Raw genomic sequence first — 22,279 nt, 5'->3', positions numbered from 1 at the left:
GGTCATCGTCAATGCCGGGGTTTTCGTTTTCGGGAACTACCGGGATGTGCGGCACGCAACGCCCGATGCGGGTGTGCGGAGATCCTACGCCGACGCAAACCGATCGGTCGCCTCGATCAGCCAGTGCAGAACGGTCGGCTCGCTGAACGCATGTCCGGCATCGGGCGCCCAGTAGAAATCGGCCTCGGGCCACGCTTTGTGCAGATCCCATGCGGTGCGCGCGGGCGTCGCCACGTCGTAACGTCCCTGCACGATCACCCCCGGAATCTCGCGCAACACGTGCGCCCCGCCGATCAATTGATTCGGCTTGAGAAAACCATCGTGCATGAAGTAATGATTTTCAATGCGGGCGAATGCAATCGCGTAGTGCGGATCGCCGAATGCGTCGGCAAGCTGGTCATCCGGCAATAGCGTAATCGTGCTGCCCTCCCACATGCTCCATGCCCGTGCCGCTTCGATACGAACAGCCTCGTCGGGATGGGTGAGCCGCTTTTGATAGGCGCGCAGGAGATCACCACGCTCTTCGAGCGGAATCGGCGCAAGAAACTTTTCCCAACGATCCGGGAACAGCCAGGATGCGCCCTTCTGGTAGTACCAGTGCACCTCCTCACGACGCACCGCGAAGATGCCCCGCACGATCAGTTCGCTCACCCGGTCGACGTGCGCCTGCGCATATGCCAGGCCGAGCGTGCTGCCCCACGAGCCACCGAACACCAGCCACCGGTCATGGCCGAACTGCGTACGCAACGCTTCGATATCGTCGACGAGGTCCCACGTGGTGTTGCAGTCGAGGCTCGCGTGCGGCAGCGAGCGCCCGCACCCGCGCTGGTCGAAGAGCGTGACGCAGTACTTCGACGGGTCGAACAGGCGCCGGTGATCCGACGAACAGCCCCCGCCAGGACCACCATGCAGAAACACCGCTGGCTTACCCTTCGGGTTGCCGCAACGCTCCCAGTAAATGCGGTGCCCGTTGCCGACGTCGAGCATGCCGCTCTCGAAAGGGTCGATGGGAGGATACAAACCGCGCACAGACGCCGGAATGGCCTCGACAATCTTGCCGGGCCCGCGTGGCTCGCGTCGTGACGCATTCGTCCGGGCCGCATGGGAAGCAACTTCCGGAACCTCGGGAAAATCGGGTGACATCGGCATCCTCACGTGAACAATGACCTGAGCGGAAAACGCGGACGGGTAGGACGAGGACCAATACGTCGAAGTTCAGTGTAGCGCGGTGCCTCAAACAAGACCAAGCACGCCGAACGCAAAATGGGACGATGTCGCCATCGTCCCATTTTGCTTCGGACCTGTCGTCGCGCCGTACGACGGCCAACGCTCCCGGGCTAACGCCCTGGATATCCCGGATGCATCACACTTCTTCGTAGAGCGGCAGCGTGAGGAATTCGACGAAATCCTCGCTCGTGCTCATTTGTTCGAAGATCACGGCCGCGCGATCGTACGTCGGCGCCACCTGCCCCACGAGTTCCTTGACGTTGGCGAGTTCCTGCGGGATCAATTCACGCACCAGTTCGGCCGTGACCTTGCGGCCGTCGTCGAGCTTGCCCTTCGGTGAACGGATCCATTGCCACACCTGCGAGCGCGAAATTTCCGCGGTGGCCGCATCTTCCATCAGATTGTGGATCGGCACACAGCCGTTGCCCGCCAGCCATGCCCCCAGATAGTGGATGCCCACGTTGATGTTGTTACGCAGCCCGGCCTCGGTAATCGGCGCTTCGGGCTTGAACTCCAGCAGGTCGCGGCCCTTGACGTTTACGTCGTCGCGCTGCTTGTCGATCTGGTTGGGGCGCTCGCCGAGCACCTTCACGAACTCCTCCATGGCCACGGGCACGAGGCCCGGGTGCGCCACCCAGCCGCCGTCGTAACCGTCGGTCGCATCGCGCGCCTTGTCGCCACGGATACCGGCCATGGCCCTCTCGTTGGCCTGCGCGTCGTGCTTGATCGGGATCAGCGCGCTCATGCCGCCGATGGCCGGTGCGTTGCGGCGATGACACGTCTTGAGCAGCAGCAGCGCATACGCACGCATGAATGGCACCGTCATGTTGATGCGGCTACGGTCGGCCAGACAGAAGCCGGCATCCACCTTGAACTTCTTGATGCAAGAGAAGATGTAGTCCCAGCGCCCGGCGTTCAGGCCGGCGCTGTGCTCGCGCAGTTCGTACAGGATTTCATCCATTTCGAACGCAGCGAGGATCGTCTCGACGAGCACCGTCGCCTTGATCGTGCCCTGCGCAATCCCGAGCTCGTTCTGTGCGAGCACGAACACGTCGTTCCACAGCCGCGCTTCGAGGTGACTCTCGAGCTTCGGCAGATAGTAGTACGGACCGAAACCGCGAGCCAGAGACGCCTTCGCGTTGTGAAAGACATGCAGGCCGAAGTCGAACAGACTGCCCGACATGCGCACGCCGTCGACGCTGACGTGCTTCTCGTCCAGATGCCAGCCACGCGGCCGCACGATCAGTGTGGCGACCTTGTCGTTCAGTTTGTAGTGCTTACCATTTTGTTCGAGGCTGATGGTGCCGCGCACCGCGTCGTGCACGTTGATGTGACCTTGCAACTGATTGTGCCAATTCGGCGTGTTCGAGTCCTCGAAATCGGTCATGTAGCTGTCAGCACCCGAATTCAGCGCATTGATAATCATCTTGCGCTCGACCGGGCCGGTGATTTCCACGCGGCGGCATTGCAGCGCCGCCGGCAGCGGTGCGATGCGCCAGTCGCCGTCGCGGATCGCCTGCGTCTCGGGCAGGAAGTCGGGCACCTCCCCGGCGTCCAGTCGTGCGACGCGTGCTTCACGGGCGGCGAGCAACGTCTGGCGCTGCGATTCGAAGGCGCGGTGCAGCTTGGCGATGAAGGCCAGCGCGTCAGGCGTCAGGATGGCTTCATATTCGGGACGGATATCGGCGGCGTCGACATGCAGTTGCATGCCGGGGGGCAGAGTCAAAGGCATCGGGGATCTCCAACAGCTTGATTTATATAAGGAGTGCGCCGCAAGGAAAACGTCAGGGGCTTTGCACTGGGCCTGCCACCTCGTCGGGCGGTCAGGCACGCACTCCCGTCAATGCCTTGAACGACAAGGTCCGGCAGCATTGACCGTCGATTTTATTATTGAAGCCAATCATCATAAAGATGCATGGAAATCACTTTATCTATGACTTTTTAGTACATAATCCGCGTCATGGACCGCTTCAAACAAATCGAAACTTTCGTCGCTGTGGCCGCCAAGGGCAGTCTGTCGGCCGCCGCGACGCTCGAGGGTGTGGCCCCGGCGGTGATCGGGCGACGCATCGACGCCCTGGAGTACCGGCTGGGCGTCAAACTGCTCGTGCGCACCACCCGGCGCGTGACGCTCACGTTCGAAGGGTCGGCCTTTTTGGAGGATTGCCAGCGCATCCTCAACGAAATGCACAACGCCGAGGCCGCCGTGTCGGCCGGTGGAGTGAAAGCCAGCGGGCATTTGCGGCTGTCGGCGCCGGCCGGCTTCGGGCGACGGCACGTCGCCCCACTACTGCCGGTATTCATCGAATCGCACCCGGATGTGAGCGTCACCCTCGATCTTTCCGACCGGCTGGTCGACCTCGTCAACGAGGGCTTCGATTGCGCCATCCGACTGGGCGAATTACCCGATTCCAGTCTGGTCTCGCTGCGTTTGGGCGATAACCGGCGCGTGTGCGTGGCGGCGCCCGGCTATCTTGCCAGGTGCGGGCGTCCCGAATCGCTGGACGCCCTCACCCGCCACAACTGTCTGGCGTTCGGCTCGACCGCCAACCAGCAGCGCGGCTGGACGTTCGCGCAGGACGGCAAGGTCGTGACCATCCGTGTGAGCGGCACGATGGAATGCACCGACGGGGCGGTTTTGCACGACTGGTGTCTGGGCGGCTACGGACTGGCCTGGCGCTCGTGGTGGGAAGTCGGCGACGACATTCGCGCAGGTCGTCTGGTCACCGTCCTGGACGAGTTCGCCGCGCCGCCCATCGGCATCCATGCCGTTTTCGCACAACGCTGTCATTTGCCTTTGCGGGTGCGCCTGTTCATCGATCATCTCAAGCACCACTACGGAAGCTCGGCGTATTGGCAGGACGACCAGCCTCCCGGCGCGCAGGCCGACGCGTCGGCCTGATGCCGTTGACGACACGCGAAATGAGGCACATGCGAGGAACGATTGACGCGAGCCCGGCGTCTGATTCATCGACGACCGGCACACACGGATGTCGGGTTTGCCCCTGTTGTTGCGGCGCGCCGAAGCCATAGAATCGAAGCGAAGGGTCCGCAGGCGATGTGCAAGTGACATCAACGGCTGCCATCAACGGCAAAGCGGACTGGGTGCAAGACCGTGATACCTGCGCGAGCCTGTGAACGCGTGTTCAGCAACGCCAACTGCGGGAGGTCATATGTTGTTTACCCACATCCTCATTCCGACGGACGGCTCGGAACTCTCCGAAAAAGCCGTGACGGGCGGACTCGAACTGGCGCGCGCCCTCAACGCCAAAGTCACCGGCTACTGTTGTCTTGCCGAGTATCCGTACTCTCCGTTCAGCGAATACGTGCTTGAAGCCCCTGCCACCTTCAGCGAACGGATCGCCGAAGAGGCTTGCGCGCATCTCGACGAACTGGCAAAGGCCGCGGCCGCCGCGGGCGTGCCCTTCGAGCGCGACAGTTCCACCTTCCCCGCCCCCTATCTGGGCATCATCGACGCGGCCGAGCGCCATGGATGCGACGTCATTCTGATGGCGTCCCACGGCCGGCGCGGTCTCACGAGTCTGCTACTCGGCAGCGAGACGCAACGCGTGCTCGTGCATTCCAAGATTCCGGTGCTCGTCTACCGGTGATCGCGGCGCGCCGCCCGCGACGATACCGTCGGCCCGGTGGCGAGCGGCACCGCATTCTTTATGTCGACACCATGAAAAAAGGCCCGTGAGCGGGATAAGCTCACGAGCCTTTTCTCGTTCAGGCGTGCATTGCAGCCCTCACCGCGACGGGAACGCCGTCAGAGCTGCCCGGCCGGATACGCCGGACGCGCGGTCCCGACACGATGCCTCCCGCCCGCCAACGACGTGCCCCCACGCGCATCGCCGGCCTGCGGGCGCATCGCGCCCTCCCTCAGCCCTGTCAGGCTGCCTTGACCTGCGCCTTCTTTTCGTCGAAGAACTGTTCGTCCTCCGTCGAACCCTTCAGGGCCGTGGTCGATGCGTCGCGCTCGATCGTTTGCGTGACGGCATCGAAATAGCCCGTGCCCACCTCGCGCTGGTGCTTCACTGCCGTGAAGCCCTTCTCGGCTGCGGCGAATTCGGCTTCCTGCAACTCCACGAAAGCGCTCATCTGACGACGGGCGTAGCCGTGGGCCAGATTGAACATCGAGTAGTTCAGGCTGTGGAAACCGGCCAGCGTGATGAACTGGAACTTGTAGCCCATCGCACCGAGTTCCTTCTGGAACTTGGCGATGGTCGCGTCGTCGAGGTTCTTCTTCCAGTTGAACGACGGCGAGCAGTTGTACGAAAGCATCTTGCCCGGGAAGTGCTTGTGGATGCCTTCCGCGAATTGCTTGGCGAATTCGAGATCCGGCTTGCCGGTTTCGCACCACACCAGATCGACGAACGGAGCATAAGCCAAACCACGGGCAACAGCCTGGTCCAGACCGTTGCGGGTACGGTAGAAACCTTCGACCGTACGCTCGCCGGTGCAGAACGGCTGGTCGAGCGGATCGACGTCGGAGGTGATCAGATCGGCCGCTTCGGCATCGGTACGGGCGATCAGCACGGTCGGCACGCCGAGCACGTCGGCCGCCAGGCGCGCCGCCACCAGCTTGGACACCGCTTCGCGCGTGGGCACGAGCACCTTGCCGCCCATGTGGCCGCACTTCTTGACCGAGGCGAGCTGGTCTTCGAAGTGCACGCCGCCAGCGCCCGCTTCGATCATGGCCTTCATCAGTTCGAAGGCGTTGAGCACGCCACCGAAACCGGCTTCCGCGTCGGCGACGATCGGGGCGAAGTAATCGATATAGCCTTCATCGCCCGGGTTCTTGCCTTCGGACCACTGAATCTGATCCGCGCGGGTGAAGGTGTTGTTGATGCGACGCACGACCTGGGGCACCGAGTTCGCAGGATACAGCGACTGGTCCGGGTACATTTCACCAGCCATGTTCGCGTCGCCCGCCACTTGCCAGCCCGACAGGTAGATCGCTTCGAGTCCGGCCTTGACCTGCTGCATGGCCTGATTGCCGGTCAGCGCGCCGAGCGCATTCACGAACGGCTTTTCGTTGATCATGGTCCACAGACGCTCGGCACCGCGCCGGGCCAGCGTCTGTTCCGGCTGGATCGAACCGCGCAGACGCACCACGTCTTGTGCCGTGTAACCCCGCTTGATGCCCTTCCAGCGCGGGTTGGTCGCCCAGTCCTGTTCGAGTTGCTTCACTTGCTCTTGGCGCGTCGTCATGATGATCTCTCCTGGTTCTCGATACGAATAAAAGGGGGTGACTCTTTGCTGCCTCGGGATCACCGCTGTCGCGGTTGGCCGCTTTTTGCGTCTCCAAATCGGCAGGTCTTGTATAAGAGTTTAGGGATTTCTCACGCAACGCAACAGAAGGAATCAGAGCAAACGGACAACTTTTTTATCATTAACAATCAATGACATAACGAAATTATTTCTTGATATGAAACGTTGTTTTCCTTCCTGAAATCTACATGTTGTGCCAAGCAGCGCAAATTTTTACGCACCGCAAAGACATTTCGTATCATGAAAAAAGCCGATGACGCAGGTCATCGGCCTTCGGGAAACGCCAGGTGCGTGGGGTGCCTTCCTTGCGCGCGGGACGCCACCGGACGTTATGAAGCTGCGCGGCTGGCGGAAGGAACGACTTTGGGGGGCCTGCACACGAGCCACACGGCCAGCGCGATGAAGCACCCGCCGACGAAGTGAGCCATCGTGACCGCTTCGTTCAGGAACAGAGCGCCCCACAGCACGCCGAACGGCGGGATCAGGAAGGTCACGGTCAGCGAGCGCAGCGGTCCCAGATCCGCAATGAGCCGGAAGAACAACATATAGGCCAGCGCGCTGCACAGGAAGCCCAGCGCCGCCATCGCCGCCCATACCCCGCCAGTGGCAGGTCCCGGGATCCCGGACGTGGCCGACACGTAACCGAAAAACGGCAGCAGCACGACAGCGGCGCCCAACTGGCTGCCGAACGCGACCAGTTTGGCGTCGAGGCCGCCGCGCTCGGTAATCCAGCGCTTGGTGAGATACCCGGCCAGACCGTAACAGGACGTGGCGACCAGACAGGCGAGCGCGCCCATGAGCACCGGTCCCGACATCGTGACCGGCCCGGTGCGTGTGAGTACGGCGACGCCGGCGAGCCCGAGCAATACTCCCCAGCCCTTGGCGCCGGTGAGCCGCTCACGGAAGAACAACGTGCCGATAACAACGCCCATCAATGGCGTGGTGGCATTGAGAATGGCGGAATAACCCGCGGGCAGCACGCGCGCGGCGAGGCAGTACATGACGAACGGGATGCCGGAGTTAATGACGCCGAGCAGCATCGACACCCCCAGCAATCCCTTGAACTCCCAGCGAACGCGCATGGCCAGCAGAATCACCGCCAGGCCGATGGCGCCCAGCGTGACACGGAAGAACGCCGTCGGTAAAGGCCCGAGCGCGGGCACGATGATGCGCATGAAAAGGAAACTCGCGCCCCAGATGGCGGAGAGCGTCAGCAAGCGAGCGATATCGGATGAACGCATGGTCGGACGGACGGCGCGATTGGCCGCCCGAGAAGAATCGGAATGCGTGAATCGTCCCACATCGGCGCCGCCGATGCTGGTCATAATCGGACATGGCGACGTTTCCCGGGCGGCCCTTCACGCCGCAGATGGCGATCGACGGCGAGCGGCAGGCGACCGAACACGCCGTCAGGCCACGTTCGTATCCCTCGCGCGGCGATACGTCACCCAGTCGCCACCCGATATCTGCGGCAGTTCGCCGACGGCCGAGGCGTCTACCGGGTACACAATGCACCGGTACGTCGCGCCGCCGCACGACACGTCGTGCATTTCACGGACGAACAATCCGGCCTCGCCCGGGTACACGGCTTCGATTTCGTCGAGGATGGGAACCAGCGCCGCCGGGATTCGATACACGTCGCCGGTGACTCGCTCGGGCACGCCGAGCACCATGCCGGGATAGCTGCCGAAGTCGTACAGCCAGCCGCTCAACGTCGCCGTGCCCACATACGCAGGTGCTTCAACGCCATGGCGCGCCGCGGCCACCGTCATGTCGTTGATTTCGCCCGCGCGCAGGGTGCCGTAGACGAAGACATACACGGCGTCGTCACGTCGATCGTCAAGTAGGGAGGACAGATCCTGCGCGGCGGTAGTCATGACGGGCATCCGGTTCGAAAGTGACAGGCAACGAGTTTACACTTACCAAAATCTCATTTGTCGCGATCACGCCATGCCGAATTCGGGACCTGGTCTGTCCGAACCGTCCGAACCGTCCGGTCCACCCGGTTCATCCGATCTGTCGGATCCGGCCAATTTGGCCCATTCGCCCCCTTCGGCATGCGCCGAACCGCCCACTGCGGCACAGCACGAGTTCGAAAGCTATGTCGTCCCCGACGCCTTCACGCCAACGCGCGAGCGCCCGGTCCGCCTGCGCGCGCGTGCGTTGCGCGACGGCATCCGCGTGCCCAATCACCGCCACGCCTGGGCCCAGGTCGCCTACACGCCGCGCGGGGTCATTCAGATCGCCGTGGCCGATGCCGCCTGGATCGTGCCGCCCTCGCGCGCCATCTGGATTCCGCCCGCTGTCGAGCACAGCCTGCGGGTCAACGAGCCGTCATATCTGCGTACTCTATACGTCCACCCGGATGTCATTCCCACTGGCCTCGATCACTGCCGCGTCGTCGAAGTCTCACCGCTGCTGCGCGAATTGATCGCGGCCATCGACGTGCCCGCCCCCGAACTCGACGCCCGGCGAGAGCAGATGCTCGGCGGGCTGATTCTGGACGAGTTGCGTCGCGCCTCGCCGCTTCCGCTCGAAGTGCCGCTGCCGCGCGACAAGCGGTTGCTCACGTTATGCAATGCGATGCTCGCGGACCCCGCCCGCGCCTGGACACTCGACCAGTGGGCCAGATATGCCGGCGCCAGTCCACGGACCATCGGCCGCCTGTTCCGCCAGGAATTGAATATGAGCTTCGTGCAGTGGCGCCAGCAGGCCGTGCTCGCCCAGGCGATTCCGCTCGCGTCGAAGGGCTATCCGCTGGCGCGCATCGCGCGCGAGCTTGGTTATCGGAGCCAGAGCGCCTTTTCCGCGATGTTCAAGCGCACCTTCGGCCGCACCCCGACCGACTTCTTCGCCACCGTCCCGGACGCTACATCTGCCGGAACAAGTGAGCGTACTGACGGCTGACCGCGACACGGTCCTTGCGTCGTTTGAGTTTGAGCGTGAGGCGGCCCAACGGCGTGTGCTGCGCGCTCACGACCTCGCCAACGTTCACCACCGTGCTGCGATGCACCTGCCAGAAGCGCGACGGATCCAGCTGCGGCAGCAACTCGCGCAGACTCGTGCGAATCAGCAGGTCACCGTCGACTGTCGCCACCACGACGTATTTGTCCGCCGCTTCGAAGAAGCAGACTTCGTCGACGGGCACGATACGGATCTCGTCGCGCACCGACGCCCTGATGAATTGCAGATATTCCCGAGCCGGTGCCGTGGGCTGCGATGCCGGCGCGATTGGCGTGCCCGCCATCGCGGTGGAAGGGGCGGACATGACGGACGTTGCGTCGAGATGCGTTCGCAGCGCCGTCAACAATTGCGAGAGCGTCTCAGGCGCCGGAGCGGCGAGGCGCTCCTGAAGACGGGCCACCGTCCGTGCCAGCCGCTCCGGCTCGACCGGCTTGAGCAGATAATCCACGGCGGCGGCATCGAAGGCATCGAGCGCGAACCGGTCGAATGCCGTCACGAAAACGACCTGCGGTGGACGAGCCAGCCGCCCGCAGGCATGAGCGACTTCGATACCGGTCGCGCCCGGCATCGAGATATCGAGGAATACGACGTCCGGCCGCGACTGGGCAATCGCGGCGATCGCCGTCGTGCCGTCCGGCGCGACAGGCAGCACGCGCAACACGGGCCATGCCTGCGCGAGCATGGCGCGCAGCGCATCGGCGAGCAACGGTTCGTCTTCGGCGATCAGGGCGACCGGTGCGGCCGCAGCGGCCGGGACAACTTGGGAGACGGACGATGTCATGCACTCCACTCTCTGCAACTAGAAACCTGCCTCGCTTGCGCTGCCGGACGACCCCACAGGCAGACGCAAGCTGGCGACAACGCCGCGCGGCACGCCTTCGCTGAGCGTGAGTCGCGCGTCGTCGCCGTAGAGCACCCGCAGGCGCTCGCGAATATTCGTCAGACCGATGCCGGGAGACCGTTGGCGGACGCGCTCGGCCGCGTGCCCATCACTGCCTGCCTGCTGCGCATCGCCCGTTCGAGCGGCCGCCGCGCCGGGTCTCGCCATGCCGATGTCCGCAACGCGCCGGGCGGTCGTGCCGTCGATGGTGTCGATGGTGTCGATGCTGTGCGGCGTGAAGCCTGCGCCATCGTCCGCGACACGCAACACGAGATACTGCTCACCGGACGCGCCCCGCTCCAGCCGTGCACCGACCACCACCGTCGCCCCCGTCGCCAGCGGCTCGACACCATGCTTCACGGCATTCTCGACGAGCGGTTGTACGAGCATCGGCGGCAGACTCACCAGGCGGCATTCATCCGGCAAATCGAAGCGATAGCGCAATCGCTCGCCGAACCGCACTTGCTGGATCGCCAGCAACGCTTCGAGCAGCGCGAACTCGTCGGCGAGCGTCGTGGTCGACGCGCGGGTCGCGGCAAGCGAGGCACGCAGAAACCGGTTGAGATGCCCCAGCAAATGCCGCGCCCGCGCCGGATCGCTGGCGATGAGCGAATCGAGATTGGCGAGCACGTTGAACAGAAAGTGCGGTTCCAGCTGTGCCTGAAGCGTCCGAAGCTGCGCCTGGACGAGTTGCCGGCCGGCAGCCGCTTCGCGCAGCGCCTGCCGCGCCGTTTCCTCGCGCAGGAGCGAAATGCGGGCCTGCGACCAGCCGTGATAACTGGCGATGGCCGTTGCGATCAGCGCGACCAGCAGAACGACCGGCAGCGCATGCCCGTTCAGCGGGCGCCACATCGAGATCGGCAGGCCCAACAACGCGGTGCCGGCCGCGATGCCGGCAACCAGCCCGGCGGCACATCCGAACACCACGAGGAGCACAAACCACGCCATGGGGGGCCGGGCGTCTCGCCAGATCGCGCGGCGCCCACCGTCCACGAACACGGCGATGGCGATACCGATGCATTGTGCAAACACGAGGTTGTGAACGAACGCGTCGCCGAAACCGACGAACCAAAGCAGCCCGGCAATCGCGGTGTTGAAAAGCGCCACACCGGCAAGCTCGCGGAAAAATCGCCGCCACGGGCCGGGCGGCGCGCTGCCGGACAGCGTCCGAGCCTTCCGAACGGATTGCGGTATTTTCATTGTCGACGTCATTCTCGTGCGCCTCGCATCCCGCTCGCGTCCTTCGCGACGAGCAGTTCCTCACCGGACTTCGTCCCTACAGGCACGGGGATGTCCGTCAACACTCGTATGCTTTCGTGCGTGCTTCCGGCCCGCGCTAGCGTCCCCTGCGGTGTGCCATGTTGCCACATCCGCGTCAATGCGTTATTGAGCGGCCGCCCGGGCACGGCCACCGCGGCCACCCCGGCGATCACCAACCCCGCATACAGCCCCAGCATCTGCCGCCGGTGCGCGCGCACATTGCCCCGCCGAACAGCGTTCACGGCAAGCGCCAGGTTGATCAGCACGTAGACGGAGAGCCCATGCAACCACGAGAAATGCCCTTTTCCAAGCTCGCGAATGCCAAAGCTCGTCACGGCGGTCGCCACCATCGCTAACGCCCACCAACGGCCCATCCATCGGTGTCGCGGTGTCCCTCTCGGCAGGAGCAGAACGCCCACGCCCAACAGGATCGCCACGCCCGCCGTCCCCACATGCATCACCATCATCGTCGCCATGAAGCCCTCGTCGAGTTCGATTCATGGCACGACGTTAAGCCGTCGCGGCACCGCTCGCCGCCCGAATGCGACGAACGGTCTTCCTACGCCGCCAGCCGTCTCCTCACGGCGCGAACGCAGGCGCGCTTTCCTCCTTCCCAATGCGTCAACGTGGTGGTCGCGCATTTTCGCCGACGTTTGTGACACGACGATGCCATGACCGCCCCGGGGACCCCGATGCCCGCGAAACCGGCGGGTCGAACCCGTCGACAACTCGCAGCGGCGCGACTTGCCGCTCAGGCTAGCGTGCGGCGCCGGAAGCGGAAAGACGAAAAAAATCCCCGCGCTCCTTGCGAAACGCGGGGATTGGGTACGCGCCCCGTGAGGGCCGCCGTCGACGCTTATTCGGCCGCCGCCTCGGCTTGCTTGCTCACCTGCGCGGCCGTGTCGCCATCGAATGTGAACCGTCCGTTGCGCCAGTCGACCGGGATCGTGTCCTTCGGTCCGAACTTGCCGGCGAGCACCAGCTTGGCGACCGGATTCTCGATCTCCTGCTGGATCGCCCGCTTGAGCGGACGCGCCCCGAACACCGGGTCGAAACCTTCGCGTGCCACGTGCGTGAGCGCCGCCTTGGAGACTTCCAGGTTCATGTCCAGCTTCGCCAGACGCCGGCGCAGGATGTCGATCTGGATCGTGGCAATCGACTCGATGTGCTTCTGATCGAGTCCGTGGAACACCACGACTTCGTCGATCCGGTTCAGGAACTCGGGGCGGAAGTGATCCTTGATCTCCGTCCATACCGCGTCCTTGATCCGCTCCTGCGGTTCGCCCACCATCGACTGGATCATCGACGAGCCGAGGTTAGACGTCATCACGATCACCGTGTTCTTGAAATCCACGGTGCGCCCCTGCCCGTCGGTCATGCGACCGTCGTCCAGCACTTGCAGCAGTACGTTGAACACATCCGGGTGCGCCTTTTCGACCTCGTCGAGCAGGATCACGCTGTACGGCTTGCGGCGCACGGCTTCCGTCAGGTAACCGCCCTCCTCATACCCGACGTATCCGGGCGGCGCACCGATCAGACGCGCCACGCTGTGCTTTTCCATGAACTCGCTCATGTCGATGCGGATGAGATGATCCTCCGAATCGAACAGGAACATCGCGAGCGCCTTGCACAACTCCGTCTTGCCCACGCCGGTCGGCCCGAGAAAGAGGAACGATCCGTACGGACGGTTCGGGTCAGACAACCCCGCGCGCGACCGGCGAATGGCGTCGGCGACTGCCGTAATCGCCTCGTCCTGCCCCACCACACGCTCGTGCAACTTGGTTTCCATGTTGAGCAGCTTTTCGCGCTCGCCCTGCATCATCTTCGACACAGGGATACCCGTCGCCCGCGAAATCACTTCGGCGATCTCTTCGGTACCGACCTGCGTGCGCAACAAACGCGGCTGCGACTGCTGGCCTGCCGCTTCGGCGGCGTCCGCGTCCTTCAATTGCGCTTCGAGTTGCGGCAGCTTGCCATATTGCAATTCGGCCACCTTGTCGAGCTTGCCTTCGCGTTGCAGCTTCGCGATCTCGGCACGCACGCGGTCGATCTCTTCCTTGACCTGCGCACTGCCCTGCACGGCGGCCTTCTCGGCGGTCCACACCTCTTCGAGATCGGCGTACTCGCGCTCCAGACGCGAAATCTCTTCCTCGATCAGCGACAGACGCTTCTGCGACGCCTCGTCCGTTTCCTTCTTGACGGCCTCGCGCTCGATCTTCAACTGAATCAGACGGCGGTCGAGCTTGTCCATCACCTCCGGCTTCGAATCGATCTCCATCTTGATCTTCGACGCCGCTTCGTCGATCAGATCGATCGCCTTGTCCGGCAGGAAGCGGTCGGTAATGTAGCGCTGGCTGAGTTCCGCCGCCGCCACGATCGCCGGGTCGGTGATTTCCACGCCGTGGTGCAGTTCGTATTTCTCCTGCAAGCCACGCAGAATCGCGATGGTCGCCTCCACGCTCGGCTCTTCGACGAGCACCTTCTGGAAACGACGCTCCAGCGCGGCGTCCTTCTCGATGTACTTGCGGTATTCGTCGAGCGTCGTCGCGCCGATGCAGTGCAGCTCGCCGCGCGCGAGCGCCGGCTTGAGCATGTTGCCCGCGTCCATCGCGCCCTCGGCCTTGCCCGCGCCGACCATCGTATGGATCTCGTCGATGAACAGGATCGTGCGGCCCTCGTCCTTGGCAATGTCGTTGAGCACGCTCTTCAGGCGCTCTTCGAATTCGCCGCGGAATTTTGCGCCGGCCAGCAGACCGGCCATGTCGAGCGCGAGCACACGCTTGTTCTTGAGCGACTCCGGCACTTCGCCGTTGACGATGCGCTGGGCAAGCCCTTCCACGATGGCTGTCTTGCCCACACCGGGCTCGCCGATGAGCACCGGGTTGTTCTTCGTGCGGCGTTGCAGGATCTGGATCGTGCGACGAATCTCGTCGTCGCGGCCAATCACCGGATCGAGCTTGCCGGCGGCCGCGCGTTCGGTCAGATCGAGCGTGTATTTCTTGAGCGCTTCGCGCTGACTTTCGGCGTCCTGACTATCGACCGATGCCCCGCCTCGCACGCCTTCGATGGCGGCTTCCAGCGATTTGCGGGTCAGCCCGCGAGCGCGCGCGAGCTTGCCCGTGTCGCCCTTGTCGTCGGCAAGCGCGAGCAGAAACATTTCGCTGGCGATGTAGCTGTCGCCATGCTTCTGCGCTTCCTTGTCGGCCTGATTGAGCAGGCCCGCGAGTTCGCGGCTGACCTGCACGTTGCCGTCGGTGCCCTGCACCTGCGGCAGCTTCGCGATCGCCGTTTCGATGTCGTGCGCCAACGGCTGCACCTGCACGCCCGCGCGTTGCAGCAGCGAACGCGCGGCGCCCTCGGGTTGTGCGATCAGCGCGGCGAGGAGGTGCAGCGGCTCGATGTATTGCTGGTCGCGACCGACTGCCATGCTCTGTGCATCAGCCAGCGCTTCCAGGAACTGCGTGGTGAATTTGTCTTGTCGCATCGAATGCTCCGGTAAGAAATCTTTCTGGATCGGATGTGCGGACAATCCCCTGTGGTTTCAAGGGGCATTACAGCGCGACATTTGGCATTTCGCGCGCGCCGGGCAAGGCCGGCGTCAAGCCTTGCTGCGAGGGCTTGCCATGAGGACTTCCGGCGGGGGCGAGCGGTGCACGCATCGCTGGCGACGCGCCGGGGCAAGCGCGGGACAGGCCCGGGTTTGAGGGTCATAATAGCCACTTTCAGCAAGCCGCACCATGAGTCATCCTGACGCCCGGAATGCCCGGAATCCCGTCAGTGCCCTCATACGCCCCGACGCCATGTCTGCCGAAACACCCCGCCAAACGAAGCTGCCCACGGAACTCATAGCGACTCGAACGACGGCGTATCCCGCCATGCGGCCCGCTGCCGAAACGGCGTGCGCCGGACCCGCGGCCGGGTGTCCCACGGCGCGCATCGCCGACATCGACGAGGACGCCGTGCGCCTGCTGGTTCACACATTCTACGGACGCATTCGCGACGACGACCTGCTGGGCCCCGTCTTCCGTCAGGCGCTCGAAGGCCGGTGGGATATGCATCTGGAGAAAATGGTGGCGTTCTGGTGCAGCATCGTGCTCGGCGCCAAACGCTACCGCGGCAATGTGACGCAGGCGCACCAGCCCTTCAGCCACCTGAGCGGCACACATTTCAGCCGGTGGCTGTCCCTGTTCTTTGACACGTTGGACAAGCTTTTCGAGCCGCAGGCCGCCTTCGCCTTTGCAGAACCGGCCATCCGGATCGCGGAAAGCCTTCAGTTAAACCTGTTTGGATGGGAATACACGTTGCCACCGGCACAGCGCACGCTGCTCGACAGCATCAGGCACCGGCGGCCTGCCCGGGAGCATGATTGACACGATCGGCGAAGATTCTGCATTTTCGCCGACGTTCATGGAAATTACGGCTCACCCACCACCCAGCGCTCCCGCGCTGCGGTGTCGGTCTCTCGCGCATCGACCCAGCGCTCGCCCTGTGGCGTCGCCTCTTTCTTCCAGAACGGCGCTTCGGTCTTCAGAAAGTCCATGATGAACTCGCACGCCGCGAAGGCATCGCCGCGGTGTGCCGAAGTCACGGCCACCAGCACGATCTGATCGCCCGGCCCCAACTCGCCATAGCGATGGATGACCAGCGCGTCGAACACACGCCAACGCTCGCACGCCTGCGCCACAATGGATTCGAGCGCCTTCTCCGTCATGCCCGGATAGTGCTCGAGCGTCATGCGAGAGACGTCCTTGCCGTCGTTCAGGTCACGGACGGTCCCCACGAAAGTGGCAATCGCGCCCACGCGCAGGTCGTTCGCCCGCAGGCGGCGGACTTCCTCCGACAGGTCGAAATCTTCGGTCTGAACGCGAATCGGCATGGCTGTCGTCTCCTGTGCGTTGACCGGTCAGCCGCCCGTGACCGGGGGGAAGAAAGCGACTTCGCAACCCTCCGTCAGAAGGGTCGACGCAGGCACCATCGTATGGTTGAGCGCCATGCGCAGCGGGCGCTGCGGCCCGAGCGTTTCGGCCCAGACGGGGCCGCGCGTGCACAGCCATTCGCGTACGTCTCCCACCGTGGCAATCCCGGCGGGAACGGTGTCCACGCGCTCCTCGGCGACGTTCAGCGCCTCACGGACGCTGGCGAAAAAGCGGAGATCGATCTGCATAGTCTTTGCGGTGCGCGGCGCACGACATCGGCCGCACACCTGTCTCTCAATATAGAAGGTCCGAGAACGGCAGGAACGCCACCGTCTGCCCCGCCTCGATGCGATGCCCGGGCGGATTGTCGATGAGGCCGTCACCCCACACAGTCGACGTGAGCACCGCCGAGCTCTGGTTCGGAAAGGCGTCGAGTCCGCCCCGATCGTTGATGCGGGCACGCACGAACTCGTTGCGACGATCCGCCTTCTTCTGTGTGAAGTCGGCACGCATGGCGATGCGACGCGGCGTCACGTGCGTCACGCCCTGCAAACGCAGTATGAACGGACGCACGAACAGCAGGAACGTCACGAAGCTCGACACCGGGTTGCCCGGCAGCCCGATGAAGTGCGCCGTTTCGCCGTTGGCCCGGTTGACTTCGCCGTACGCCAGCGGCTTGCCCGGCTTGAGCGCTATCTGCCACAGGTTCAGACGCCCCTCGGCTTGCACCGCCGGTTTGACGTGATCCTCCTCGCCCACCGACACGCCGCCCGACGTGATGATCAGATCGTTGCCACGTGCCGCGTCGCGCAGAATCGCGCGCGTGGCCGCCAGATTGTCGGGAACGATGCCGTAGTCGGTCATTTCGCAGCCCAGATTCTCCAGCAGACTGCGCAACACGAAACGGTTGGAGTTGTAGATGCTGCCCGCTCGCAGCGGTTCGCCGGGCATCGTCAATTCGTCGCCCGTGAAGAACACCGCAACGCGCAGACGCCGCGCCACCTGGAGCTTGGCGATGCCCACGGACGCGGCCAGGCCGAGCGCGGGCGCGCGCAGACGCGTGCCTGCCGCGAGCACCACACTGTCGCGGCGGATGTCCGCGCCCTGGCGGTTGACGAACTCGCCCGCGACAGGCGTGTGGCGCACCACGACAGTGCCGTCGTCCCGCGCTTCGCACTGTTCCTGCATCACGACCGCGTCCGCGCCCGGCGGCACCGGCGCCCCCGTGAAGATACGGGCCGCCGAGCCGCCCGCGAGCGCCTGGGGCGTATGCCCCGCGGGAATCCGTTGCGAGACCGGCAGCACCGTTTCATTGCCGCTCAGATCCGCAACGCGCACGGCGTAGCCGTCCATCGCACTCGTATCCATCGGTGGGACATCGAGCGTGGCCACGACATCGGCCGACAGCACGCGGCCATTGGCGGCGAGCGTGTCCACCGTTTCGTGCCGGTCGAGCGGACGCGCCGCCGCCAGCACGGCGTCGAGAGCTTCTTGTGTACTCAGCATGCGATTGGCCCGTAAGTCAGTGAGCGCAAGGGGTAAAGCAAGGGGTAAAGGAAGCCAGGCGGCGGCTCACAGGCCGGTGTGCTCGGCGATATAAGCCTTCACACGTTCGACGTCGTTCGGCACGGTGTCGAAGCGCTGCGGCAGCGATTCGAGTTGCTCGAAACCGGCCGGACGCGGCGGTTCGCGATGCAATGCCTCGCGAATGGTCTCGGCGAACTTCGCCGGCTGCGCCGTCTCGAGCACGACCATCGGCACGCCCGGTTCGAGCGCCTCGCGCGCGACCTTCACGCCGTCGGCGGTGTGCGTGTCGATGATCACGTCGTAGCGCGCCGCCACATCCTGAATCGTGGCGAGACGATCCGAGTGCGTGCTGCGACCGGACACGAAGCCGAACTTCGCCACGCGGGCAAACGCCTCGCTGCCCGACAGATCGAAGCCGCCTTCGCGCTCGACCTTCGAGAGCAGATCCGCGGTCGCCGTCGCATCGCGCCCGAGCAGATCGAACAGGAAGCGCTCGAAGTTCGACGCCTTCGAAATGTCCATGCTCGGGCTGCTCGTGTGGAACGTCTCCGCCGACTTGCGCACGCGGTAACGGCCGGTGCGGAAGAACTCGTCGAGCACGTCGTTCTCGTTGGTCGCCACCACCAGCTTACGGATCGGCAGGCCCATCATGCGGGCGATATGACCAGCGCAGACGTTGCCGAAGTTGCCCGAGGGCACCGTGAACGACACTTCGCCGTCCCGACCGGACTTGCCGCCCGTGGCCGCAAAGTAGCCCTTGAAGTAATACACGACCTGCGCCACCACACGCGCCCAGTTGATCGAGTTGACGGTGCCGATCTTGTAGCGCGCCTTGTAGGCGTGATCGTTCGAGACCGCCTTGACGATGTCCTGCGCGTCGTCGAACACGCCCTCGACCGCGAGATTGAAGATGTTCGGATCTTGCAGGCTGTACATCTGCGCCGTCTGAAACGCGCTCATCTTGCCCGCCGGCGAGAGCATGAAGACACGAATGCCCTCCTTGCCGCGCATGGCGTATTCGGCCGCACTGCCCGTATCGCCCGAGGTGGCGCCAAGAATGTTGAGGGCGTCGCCATGCTGCGCCAGTGCGTACTCGAACAGGTTGCCGAGCAACTGCATGGCCATGTCCTTGAACGCCAGCGTCGGGCCATTGGACAGCGCCAGCAACGAGAGCTGCGTGTCCTTTTCGACGCCCAGCGGCAGCAGCGGTGTGATCTCTGCGGCGTCTTCGCCCGGACGCACGTTGCGGTACACCTCAGCGGTGTACGTGCGCTTGGTCAGATCGGCCAGCACTTCGGCGGGAATATCGCCCGCGAATTTGCCCAGCACCTGAGCCGCCAGTTCCGCATACGACAGCTGGCGCCAGGCACGCAGTTCGTCGGCCGTCACCTGCGGGTATGCCGTCGGGAGATACAAACCGCCGTCCGGCGCCAGACCGCCGAGCAGAATGCTGGAGAACGATTGCGGTTCGCCAGAGCTCAGGCCCGCGCCGCGCGTGGAGATGTATTTCATGTGGGTCGTGTCCTGTCGTGTCGATGCTTGCGAGCCGGTGCGATGCGCTCAGCTCAGCGCTTCCATGCGAATGCGCGTGACCTTCGAAAGCACGGTGTCCATCGCTTCGATCTTCATGATCGCCGAATTGATGTGCTTTTCCAGTGTCTGATGCGTCAGGATGATGATGTCGGTCTGGTGCTCCCCCTCGCGCGATTCCTTTTGCAGGAGCGCGTCGATGGAGATGTCCAGATCGGCCAGAATACGCGTGAGCTCGGCCATCACGCCGGCACGGTCGACCACGCGCAGGCGCAGATAGTAGCTGGTCGTGACTTCGTCGATCGGCAGCACCGGAATGTCCGAGAGCGAGTCATGCTGGAACGCCAGATGCGGCACACGATGCTCCGGATCGGCAGTCTGCAGGCGCGTTACGTCGACGATATCGGCCACCACGGCCGATGCGGTCGGCTCGGCGCCCGCGCCCTTGCCGTAGTACAGCGTGGCGCCCACGGCATCGCCCTGCACCAGCACGGCGTTCATGGCACCTTCAACGTTGGCGATGAGGCGCTTGGCCGGGATCAGCGTGGGATGCACGCGCAGTTCGATACCCGCTTCGGCGCGGCGCGTAATGCCCAGCAGCTTGATACGATAGCCCAGCTCTTCCGCGTATTTGATATCGAGCGCGGCCAGCTTGGTGATGCCTTCCACGTAAGCGCGGTCGAACTGCACCGGCACGCCGAACGCAATGGCGCTCATGAGCGTGAGCTTGTGGGCGGCGTCGATTCCTTCGATGTCGAACGTCGGGTCGGCTTCCGCGTAGCCCAGGCGTTGCGCGTCGGCGAGTGCCACGTCGAAATCGATGCCCTTGTCGCGCATCTCCGACAGAATGAAGTTGGTGGTGCCGTTGATGATGCCGGCAATCCACTGAATGCGGTTGGCGGTGAGCCCTTCGCGCAGTGCCTTGATGATGGGAATGCCACCGGCCACGGCCGCCTCGAACGCGACCATCACGTTGGCCTTGCGTGCCGCGGCGAAGATTTCGTTGCCATATACGGCCAGCAGCGCCTTGTTGGCGGTGACCACGTGCTTGCCGTTCTCGATCGCCTTGAGAACCAGTTCCTTCGTCAGATCGTAGCCGCCGATGGTCTCGACCACCACGTCGATGGCGGGATCGTTCACCACCTCGAACGGGTCGCCCGTGACCGCAGCGGCGTGGCCCACGAGCCCTTTGGCGCGTTCCACGTTGCGAACGGCAACCTTCGTAATCTCGATACCCCGGCCGGCACGACGTTGAATTTCTTCCTGGTTGCGAGCCAGTACCTGGAAGGCCCCGTAGCCTACGGTGCCAAGGCCAAGCAGGCCCAATTTGATCGGTTTCATGCAGTTTTACTCAAAAGTCGAAATCGGTTGGCGCGCATCACTTGCCGTGGCGACGGCGATAACCGTCAAGGAAGCGGGCAATGCGACTGATGGCGTCTTCCAGGTCGCCCTCGTGAGGCAGGAACACCACGCGGAAATGGTCGGGATGCATCCAGTTGAAGCCACTGCCCTGCACCAGCAGGACCTTCTCTTCGAGCAGCAACTGGAGGATGAAGTCCTGATCGTTGGCGATGGGATACACCGCCGGATCCAGACGCGGAAAAAGATACAGCGCCGCCTTGGGTTTGACGCACGTCACACCGGGAATGTCGGTGAGCATGCGGTGCGCAAGTTCGCGCTGCTCGTACAGGCGACCACCCGGTACGATCAGGTCCTTGATGCTCTGATACCCGCCCAGCGCCGTCTGAATGGCATACTGACCGGGCACGTTCGGACACAGACGCATCGAGGCGAGGATGTTCAGCCCTTCGATATAGTCGCGTGCGGGACGCTTGTCGCCCGACACGACCATCCAGCCCGCGCGGTAACCACAGGCGCGATAGCTCTTGGACAGGCCGTTGAACGTGATCGTCAGGACATCTTCGGACAGCGAGCCGATCGAGGTGTGCTCCTCGCCGTCGTATACGATCTTGTCGTAGATCTCGTCGGCATAAATGATGAGCTTGTGCTCGCGCGCGAGCGCCACGATGTCCTTGAGCAGCGCGTCGGAATACAGCGCACCGGTCGGGTTGTTCGGATTGATGACGACGATGGCGCGCGTGTTCGGCGTGATCTTCTTGCGGATGTCCGCGAGGTCCGGCTGCCAGCCGGCCTGTTCGTCGCAGACATAATGCACCGGCGTGCCGCCCGACAGGCTGACCGCAGCGGTCCAGAGCGGGTAATCGGGCGCGGGCACGAGCACTTCGTCGCCGTCGTTGAGCAGTGCCTGCATCGCCATCACAATCAGCTCGGACGCCCCGTTGCCGAGGTAAATATCGTCGAGCTGCACATCGGTGATGCGCTTTTGCTGGCAGTAATGCATGATCGCCTTGCGCGCCGCGAAGACCCCGCGCGAATCGGAATAGCCGGCCGAGTTCGGCAGGTTGCGGATCATGTCCTGAACGATTTCGTCGGGCGGCTCGAAACCGAACGGCGCCAGATTGCCGATGTTCAGCTTGATGATGCGATGTCCTTCGTCTTCCATGCGCTTGGCATGTTCGAGCACGGGCCCACGAATGTCGTAGCAGACATTCTGCAATTTCTGCGATTTGAGGATCGGTTTCACGGCGGTTGTGGTCTTGACGGGCGGCGCAGGGGTCCGGACGGGCCGGTAACAGGCGGGACGAAGTGAAAAATGCCGCGCTGCAACGGTTTTGCCGTG

General features: G+C 63.9%; 19 protein-coding genes. 4 read left to right on the top strand and 15 right to left on the bottom strand.

Going from position 1 to position 22,279, the window contains the following annotated elements:
- Window positions 1-84 precede the first annotated feature (84 nt).
- Both pip and aceB read right to left on the bottom strand, forming a co-directional pair.
- Entirely contained in the window at window positions 85-1,020 is a 936-nt protein-coding gene (pip, locus tag AB870_RS09865; protein ID WP_047909042.1) for a prolyl aminopeptidase, read from the bottom strand.
- Between the two features lie 343 nt (window positions 1,021-1,363).
- Entirely contained in the window at window positions 1,364-2,959 is a 1,596-nt protein-coding gene (gene aceB / locus AB870_RS09860; RefSeq protein ID WP_047907853.1) for a malate synthase A, read from the bottom strand.
- Window positions 2,960-3,187: 228 nt separating this feature from the next.
- Between aceB and AB870_RS09855 the strand changes: the two genes are divergently transcribed.
- Window positions 3,188-4,129 (top strand): LysR family transcriptional regulator, encoded by a 942-nt coding sequence (locus AB870_RS09855; RefSeq protein WP_047907852.1) that lies wholly within the window; start codon window positions 3,188-3,190, stop codon window positions 4,127-4,129.
- A 274-nt stretch (window positions 4,130-4,403) separates the two neighbouring features.
- A complete protein-coding gene (locus AB870_RS09850) occupies window positions 4,404-4,838 on the top strand; it encodes a universal stress protein (RefSeq protein ID WP_047909041.1) in 435 nt (144 codons plus the stop codon).
- Window positions 4,839-5,118: 280 nt separating this feature from the next.
- Here AB870_RS09850 and aceA read toward each other — a convergent pair whose 3' ends face one another.
- The 3 genes from aceA to AB870_RS09835 form a co-directional block, all read right to left on the bottom strand.
- Window positions 5,119-6,441, bottom strand: a complete 1,323-nt coding sequence (aceA, locus tag AB870_RS09845; RefSeq protein ID WP_047907851.1) for an isocitrate lyase — start codon at window positions 6,439-6,441, stop codon at window positions 5,119-5,121.
- Between the two features lie 389 nt (window positions 6,442-6,830).
- Entirely contained in the window at window positions 6,831-7,742 is a 912-nt protein-coding gene (locus AB870_RS09840) for a DMT family transporter (RefSeq protein WP_047909040.1), read from the bottom strand.
- Between the two features lie 168 nt (window positions 7,743-7,910).
- Entirely contained in the window at window positions 7,911-8,273 is a 363-nt protein-coding gene (locus AB870_RS09835) for a gamma-glutamylcyclotransferase family protein (protein WP_047909039.1), read from the bottom strand.
- 262 nt (window positions 8,274-8,535) lie between these two features.
- Here AB870_RS09835 and AB870_RS09830 point away from each other — a divergent pair, with 262 nt between their 5' ends.
- Window positions 8,536-9,408, top strand: a complete 873-nt coding sequence (locus AB870_RS09830; protein WP_047909038.1) for an AraC family transcriptional regulator — start codon at window positions 8,536-8,538, stop codon at window positions 9,406-9,408.
- Here the strand turns inward: AB870_RS09830 and AB870_RS09825 are convergent.
- The 4 genes from AB870_RS09825 to clpB all read right to left on the bottom strand — a co-directional run bounded on the left by AB870_RS09825 (window position 9,371) and on the right by clpB (window position 15,089).
- A complete protein-coding gene (locus AB870_RS09825) occupies window positions 9,371-10,246 on the bottom strand; it encodes a LytR/AlgR family response regulator transcription factor (protein WP_047907850.1) in 876 nt (291 codons plus the stop codon). The genes AB870_RS09830 and AB870_RS09825 overlap by 38 nt on opposite strands.
- A gap of 18 nt (window positions 10,247-10,264) precedes the next feature.
- Window positions 10,265-11,545: a sensor histidine kinase gene (locus AB870_RS09820; RefSeq protein WP_167362693.1), complete on the bottom strand. Its 1,281-nt coding sequence runs from the start codon at window positions 11,543-11,545 to the stop codon at window positions 10,265-10,267.
- A gap of 8 nt (window positions 11,546-11,553) precedes the next feature.
- Window positions 11,554-12,081, bottom strand: coding sequence for a DUF2306 domain-containing protein (locus AB870_RS09815; protein WP_053059649.1), 528 nt, complete (start codon window positions 12,079-12,081; stop codon window positions 11,554-11,556).
- A 380-nt stretch (window positions 12,082-12,461) separates the two neighbouring features.
- The gene (gene clpB / locus AB870_RS09810; RefSeq protein WP_047907849.1) at window positions 12,462-15,089 is read right to left on the bottom strand and encodes an ATP-dependent chaperone ClpB; all 2,628 of its coding nucleotides are present in this window, start codon (window positions 15,087-15,089) and stop codon (window positions 12,462-12,464) included.
- A gap of 391 nt (window positions 15,090-15,480) precedes the next feature.
- Here clpB and AB870_RS09805 point away from each other — a divergent pair, with 391 nt between their 5' ends.
- Window positions 15,481-15,975, top strand: coding sequence for a group III truncated hemoglobin (locus tag AB870_RS09805; RefSeq protein WP_047907848.1), 495 nt, complete (start codon window positions 15,481-15,483; stop codon window positions 15,973-15,975).
- A gap of 44 nt (window positions 15,976-16,019) precedes the next feature.
- Here AB870_RS09805 and moaE read toward each other — a convergent pair whose 3' ends face one another.
- The 6 genes from moaE to AB870_RS09775 form a co-directional block, all read right to left on the bottom strand.
- A complete protein-coding gene (gene moaE / locus AB870_RS09800; RefSeq protein WP_047907847.1) occupies window positions 16,020-16,481 on the bottom strand; it encodes a molybdopterin synthase catalytic subunit MoaE in 462 nt (153 codons plus the stop codon).
- A gap of 27 nt (window positions 16,482-16,508) precedes the next feature.
- Window positions 16,509-16,769, bottom strand: a complete 261-nt coding sequence (gene moaD / locus AB870_RS09795) for a molybdopterin converting factor subunit 1 (protein WP_047907846.1) — start codon at window positions 16,767-16,769, stop codon at window positions 16,509-16,511.
- A gap of 46 nt (window positions 16,770-16,815) precedes the next feature.
- A complete protein-coding gene (locus tag AB870_RS09790) occupies window positions 16,816-18,027 on the bottom strand; it encodes a molybdopterin molybdotransferase MoeA (RefSeq protein WP_047907845.1) in 1,212 nt (403 codons plus the stop codon).
- Window positions 18,028-18,093: 66 nt separating this feature from the next.
- Window positions 18,094-19,560: a threonine synthase gene (thrC, locus tag AB870_RS09785; protein ID WP_047907844.1), complete on the bottom strand. Its 1,467-nt coding sequence runs from the start codon at window positions 19,558-19,560 to the stop codon at window positions 18,094-18,096.
- 48 nt (window positions 19,561-19,608) lie between these two features.
- Entirely contained in the window at window positions 19,609-20,919 is a 1,311-nt protein-coding gene (locus AB870_RS09780) for a homoserine dehydrogenase (protein ID WP_047907843.1), read from the bottom strand.
- 37 nt (window positions 20,920-20,956) lie between these two features.
- Window positions 20,957-22,183, bottom strand: a complete 1,227-nt coding sequence (locus tag AB870_RS09775; protein ID WP_047907842.1) for a pyridoxal phosphate-dependent aminotransferase — start codon at window positions 22,181-22,183, stop codon at window positions 20,957-20,959.
- Between the last annotated feature and the right edge of the window lie 96 nt (window positions 22,184-22,279).

This window comes from Pandoraea faecigallinarum (genome assembly GCF_001029105.3).
In the GTDB taxonomy this organism is placed as follows: Bacteria; Pseudomonadota; Gammaproteobacteria; order Burkholderiales; family Burkholderiaceae; genus Pandoraea; species Pandoraea faecigallinarum.
This window is presented reverse-complemented; position numbering and strand designations above follow the sequence as displayed.

Bases quoted from the DNA above. Each gene is read 5' to 3' on its own strand.
- AB870_RS09840 (WP_047909040.1), bottom strand. From the start codon at position 7,742: ATGCGTTCATCCGATATCGCTCGCTTGCTGACGCTCTCCGCCATCTGG.
- AB870_RS09855 (WP_047907852.1), top strand. From the start codon at position 3,188: ATGGACCGCTTCAAACAAATCGAAACTTTCGTCGCTGTGGCCGCCAAG.
- moaD (WP_047907846.1), bottom strand. From the start codon at position 16,769: ATGCAGATCGATCTCCGCTTTTTCGCCAGCGTCCGTGAGGCGCTGAAC.
- clpB (WP_047907849.1), bottom strand. From the start codon at position 15,089: ATGCGACAAGACAAATTCACCACGCAGTTCCTGGAAGCGCTGGCTGAT.
- AB870_RS09820 (WP_167362693.1), bottom strand. From the start codon at position 11,545: ATGAAAATACCGCAATCCGTTCGGAAGGCTCGGACGCTGTCCGGCAGC.
- AB870_RS09780 (WP_047907843.1), bottom strand. From the start codon at position 20,919: ATGAAACCGATCAAATTGGGCCTGCTTGGCCTTGGCACCGTAGGCTAC.
- aceB (WP_047907853.1), bottom strand. From the start codon at position 2,959: ATGCCTTTGACTCTGCCCCCCGGCATGCAACTGCATGTCGACGCCGCC.
- thrC (WP_047907844.1), bottom strand. From the start codon at position 19,560: ATGAAATACATCTCCACGCGCGGCGCGGGCCTGAGCTCTGGCGAACCG.
- AB870_RS09815 (WP_053059649.1), bottom strand. From the start codon at position 12,081: ATGGCGACGATGATGGTGATGCATGTGGGGACGGCGGGCGTGGCGATC.
- AB870_RS09825 (WP_047907850.1), bottom strand. From the start codon at position 10,246: ATGACATCGTCCGTCTCCCAAGTTGTCCCGGCCGCTGCGGCCGCACCG.
- aceA (WP_047907851.1), bottom strand. From the start codon at position 6,441: ATGACGACGCGCCAAGAGCAAGTGAAGCAACTCGAACAGGACTGGGCG.
- AB870_RS09835 (WP_047909039.1), bottom strand. From the start codon at position 8,273: ATGACGGTGGCCGCGGCGCGCCATGGCGTTGAAGCACCTGCGTATGTG.
- AB870_RS09805 (WP_047907848.1), top strand. From the start codon at position 15,481: ATGCGGCCCGCTGCCGAAACGGCGTGCGCCGGACCCGCGGCCGGGTGT.
- moaE (WP_047907847.1), bottom strand. From the start codon at position 16,481: ATGCCGATTCGCGTTCAGACCGAAGATTTCGACCTGTCGGAGGAAGTC.
- AB870_RS09790 (WP_047907845.1), bottom strand. From the start codon at position 18,027: ATGCTGAGTACACAAGAAGCTCTCGACGCCGTGCTGGCGGCGGCGCGT.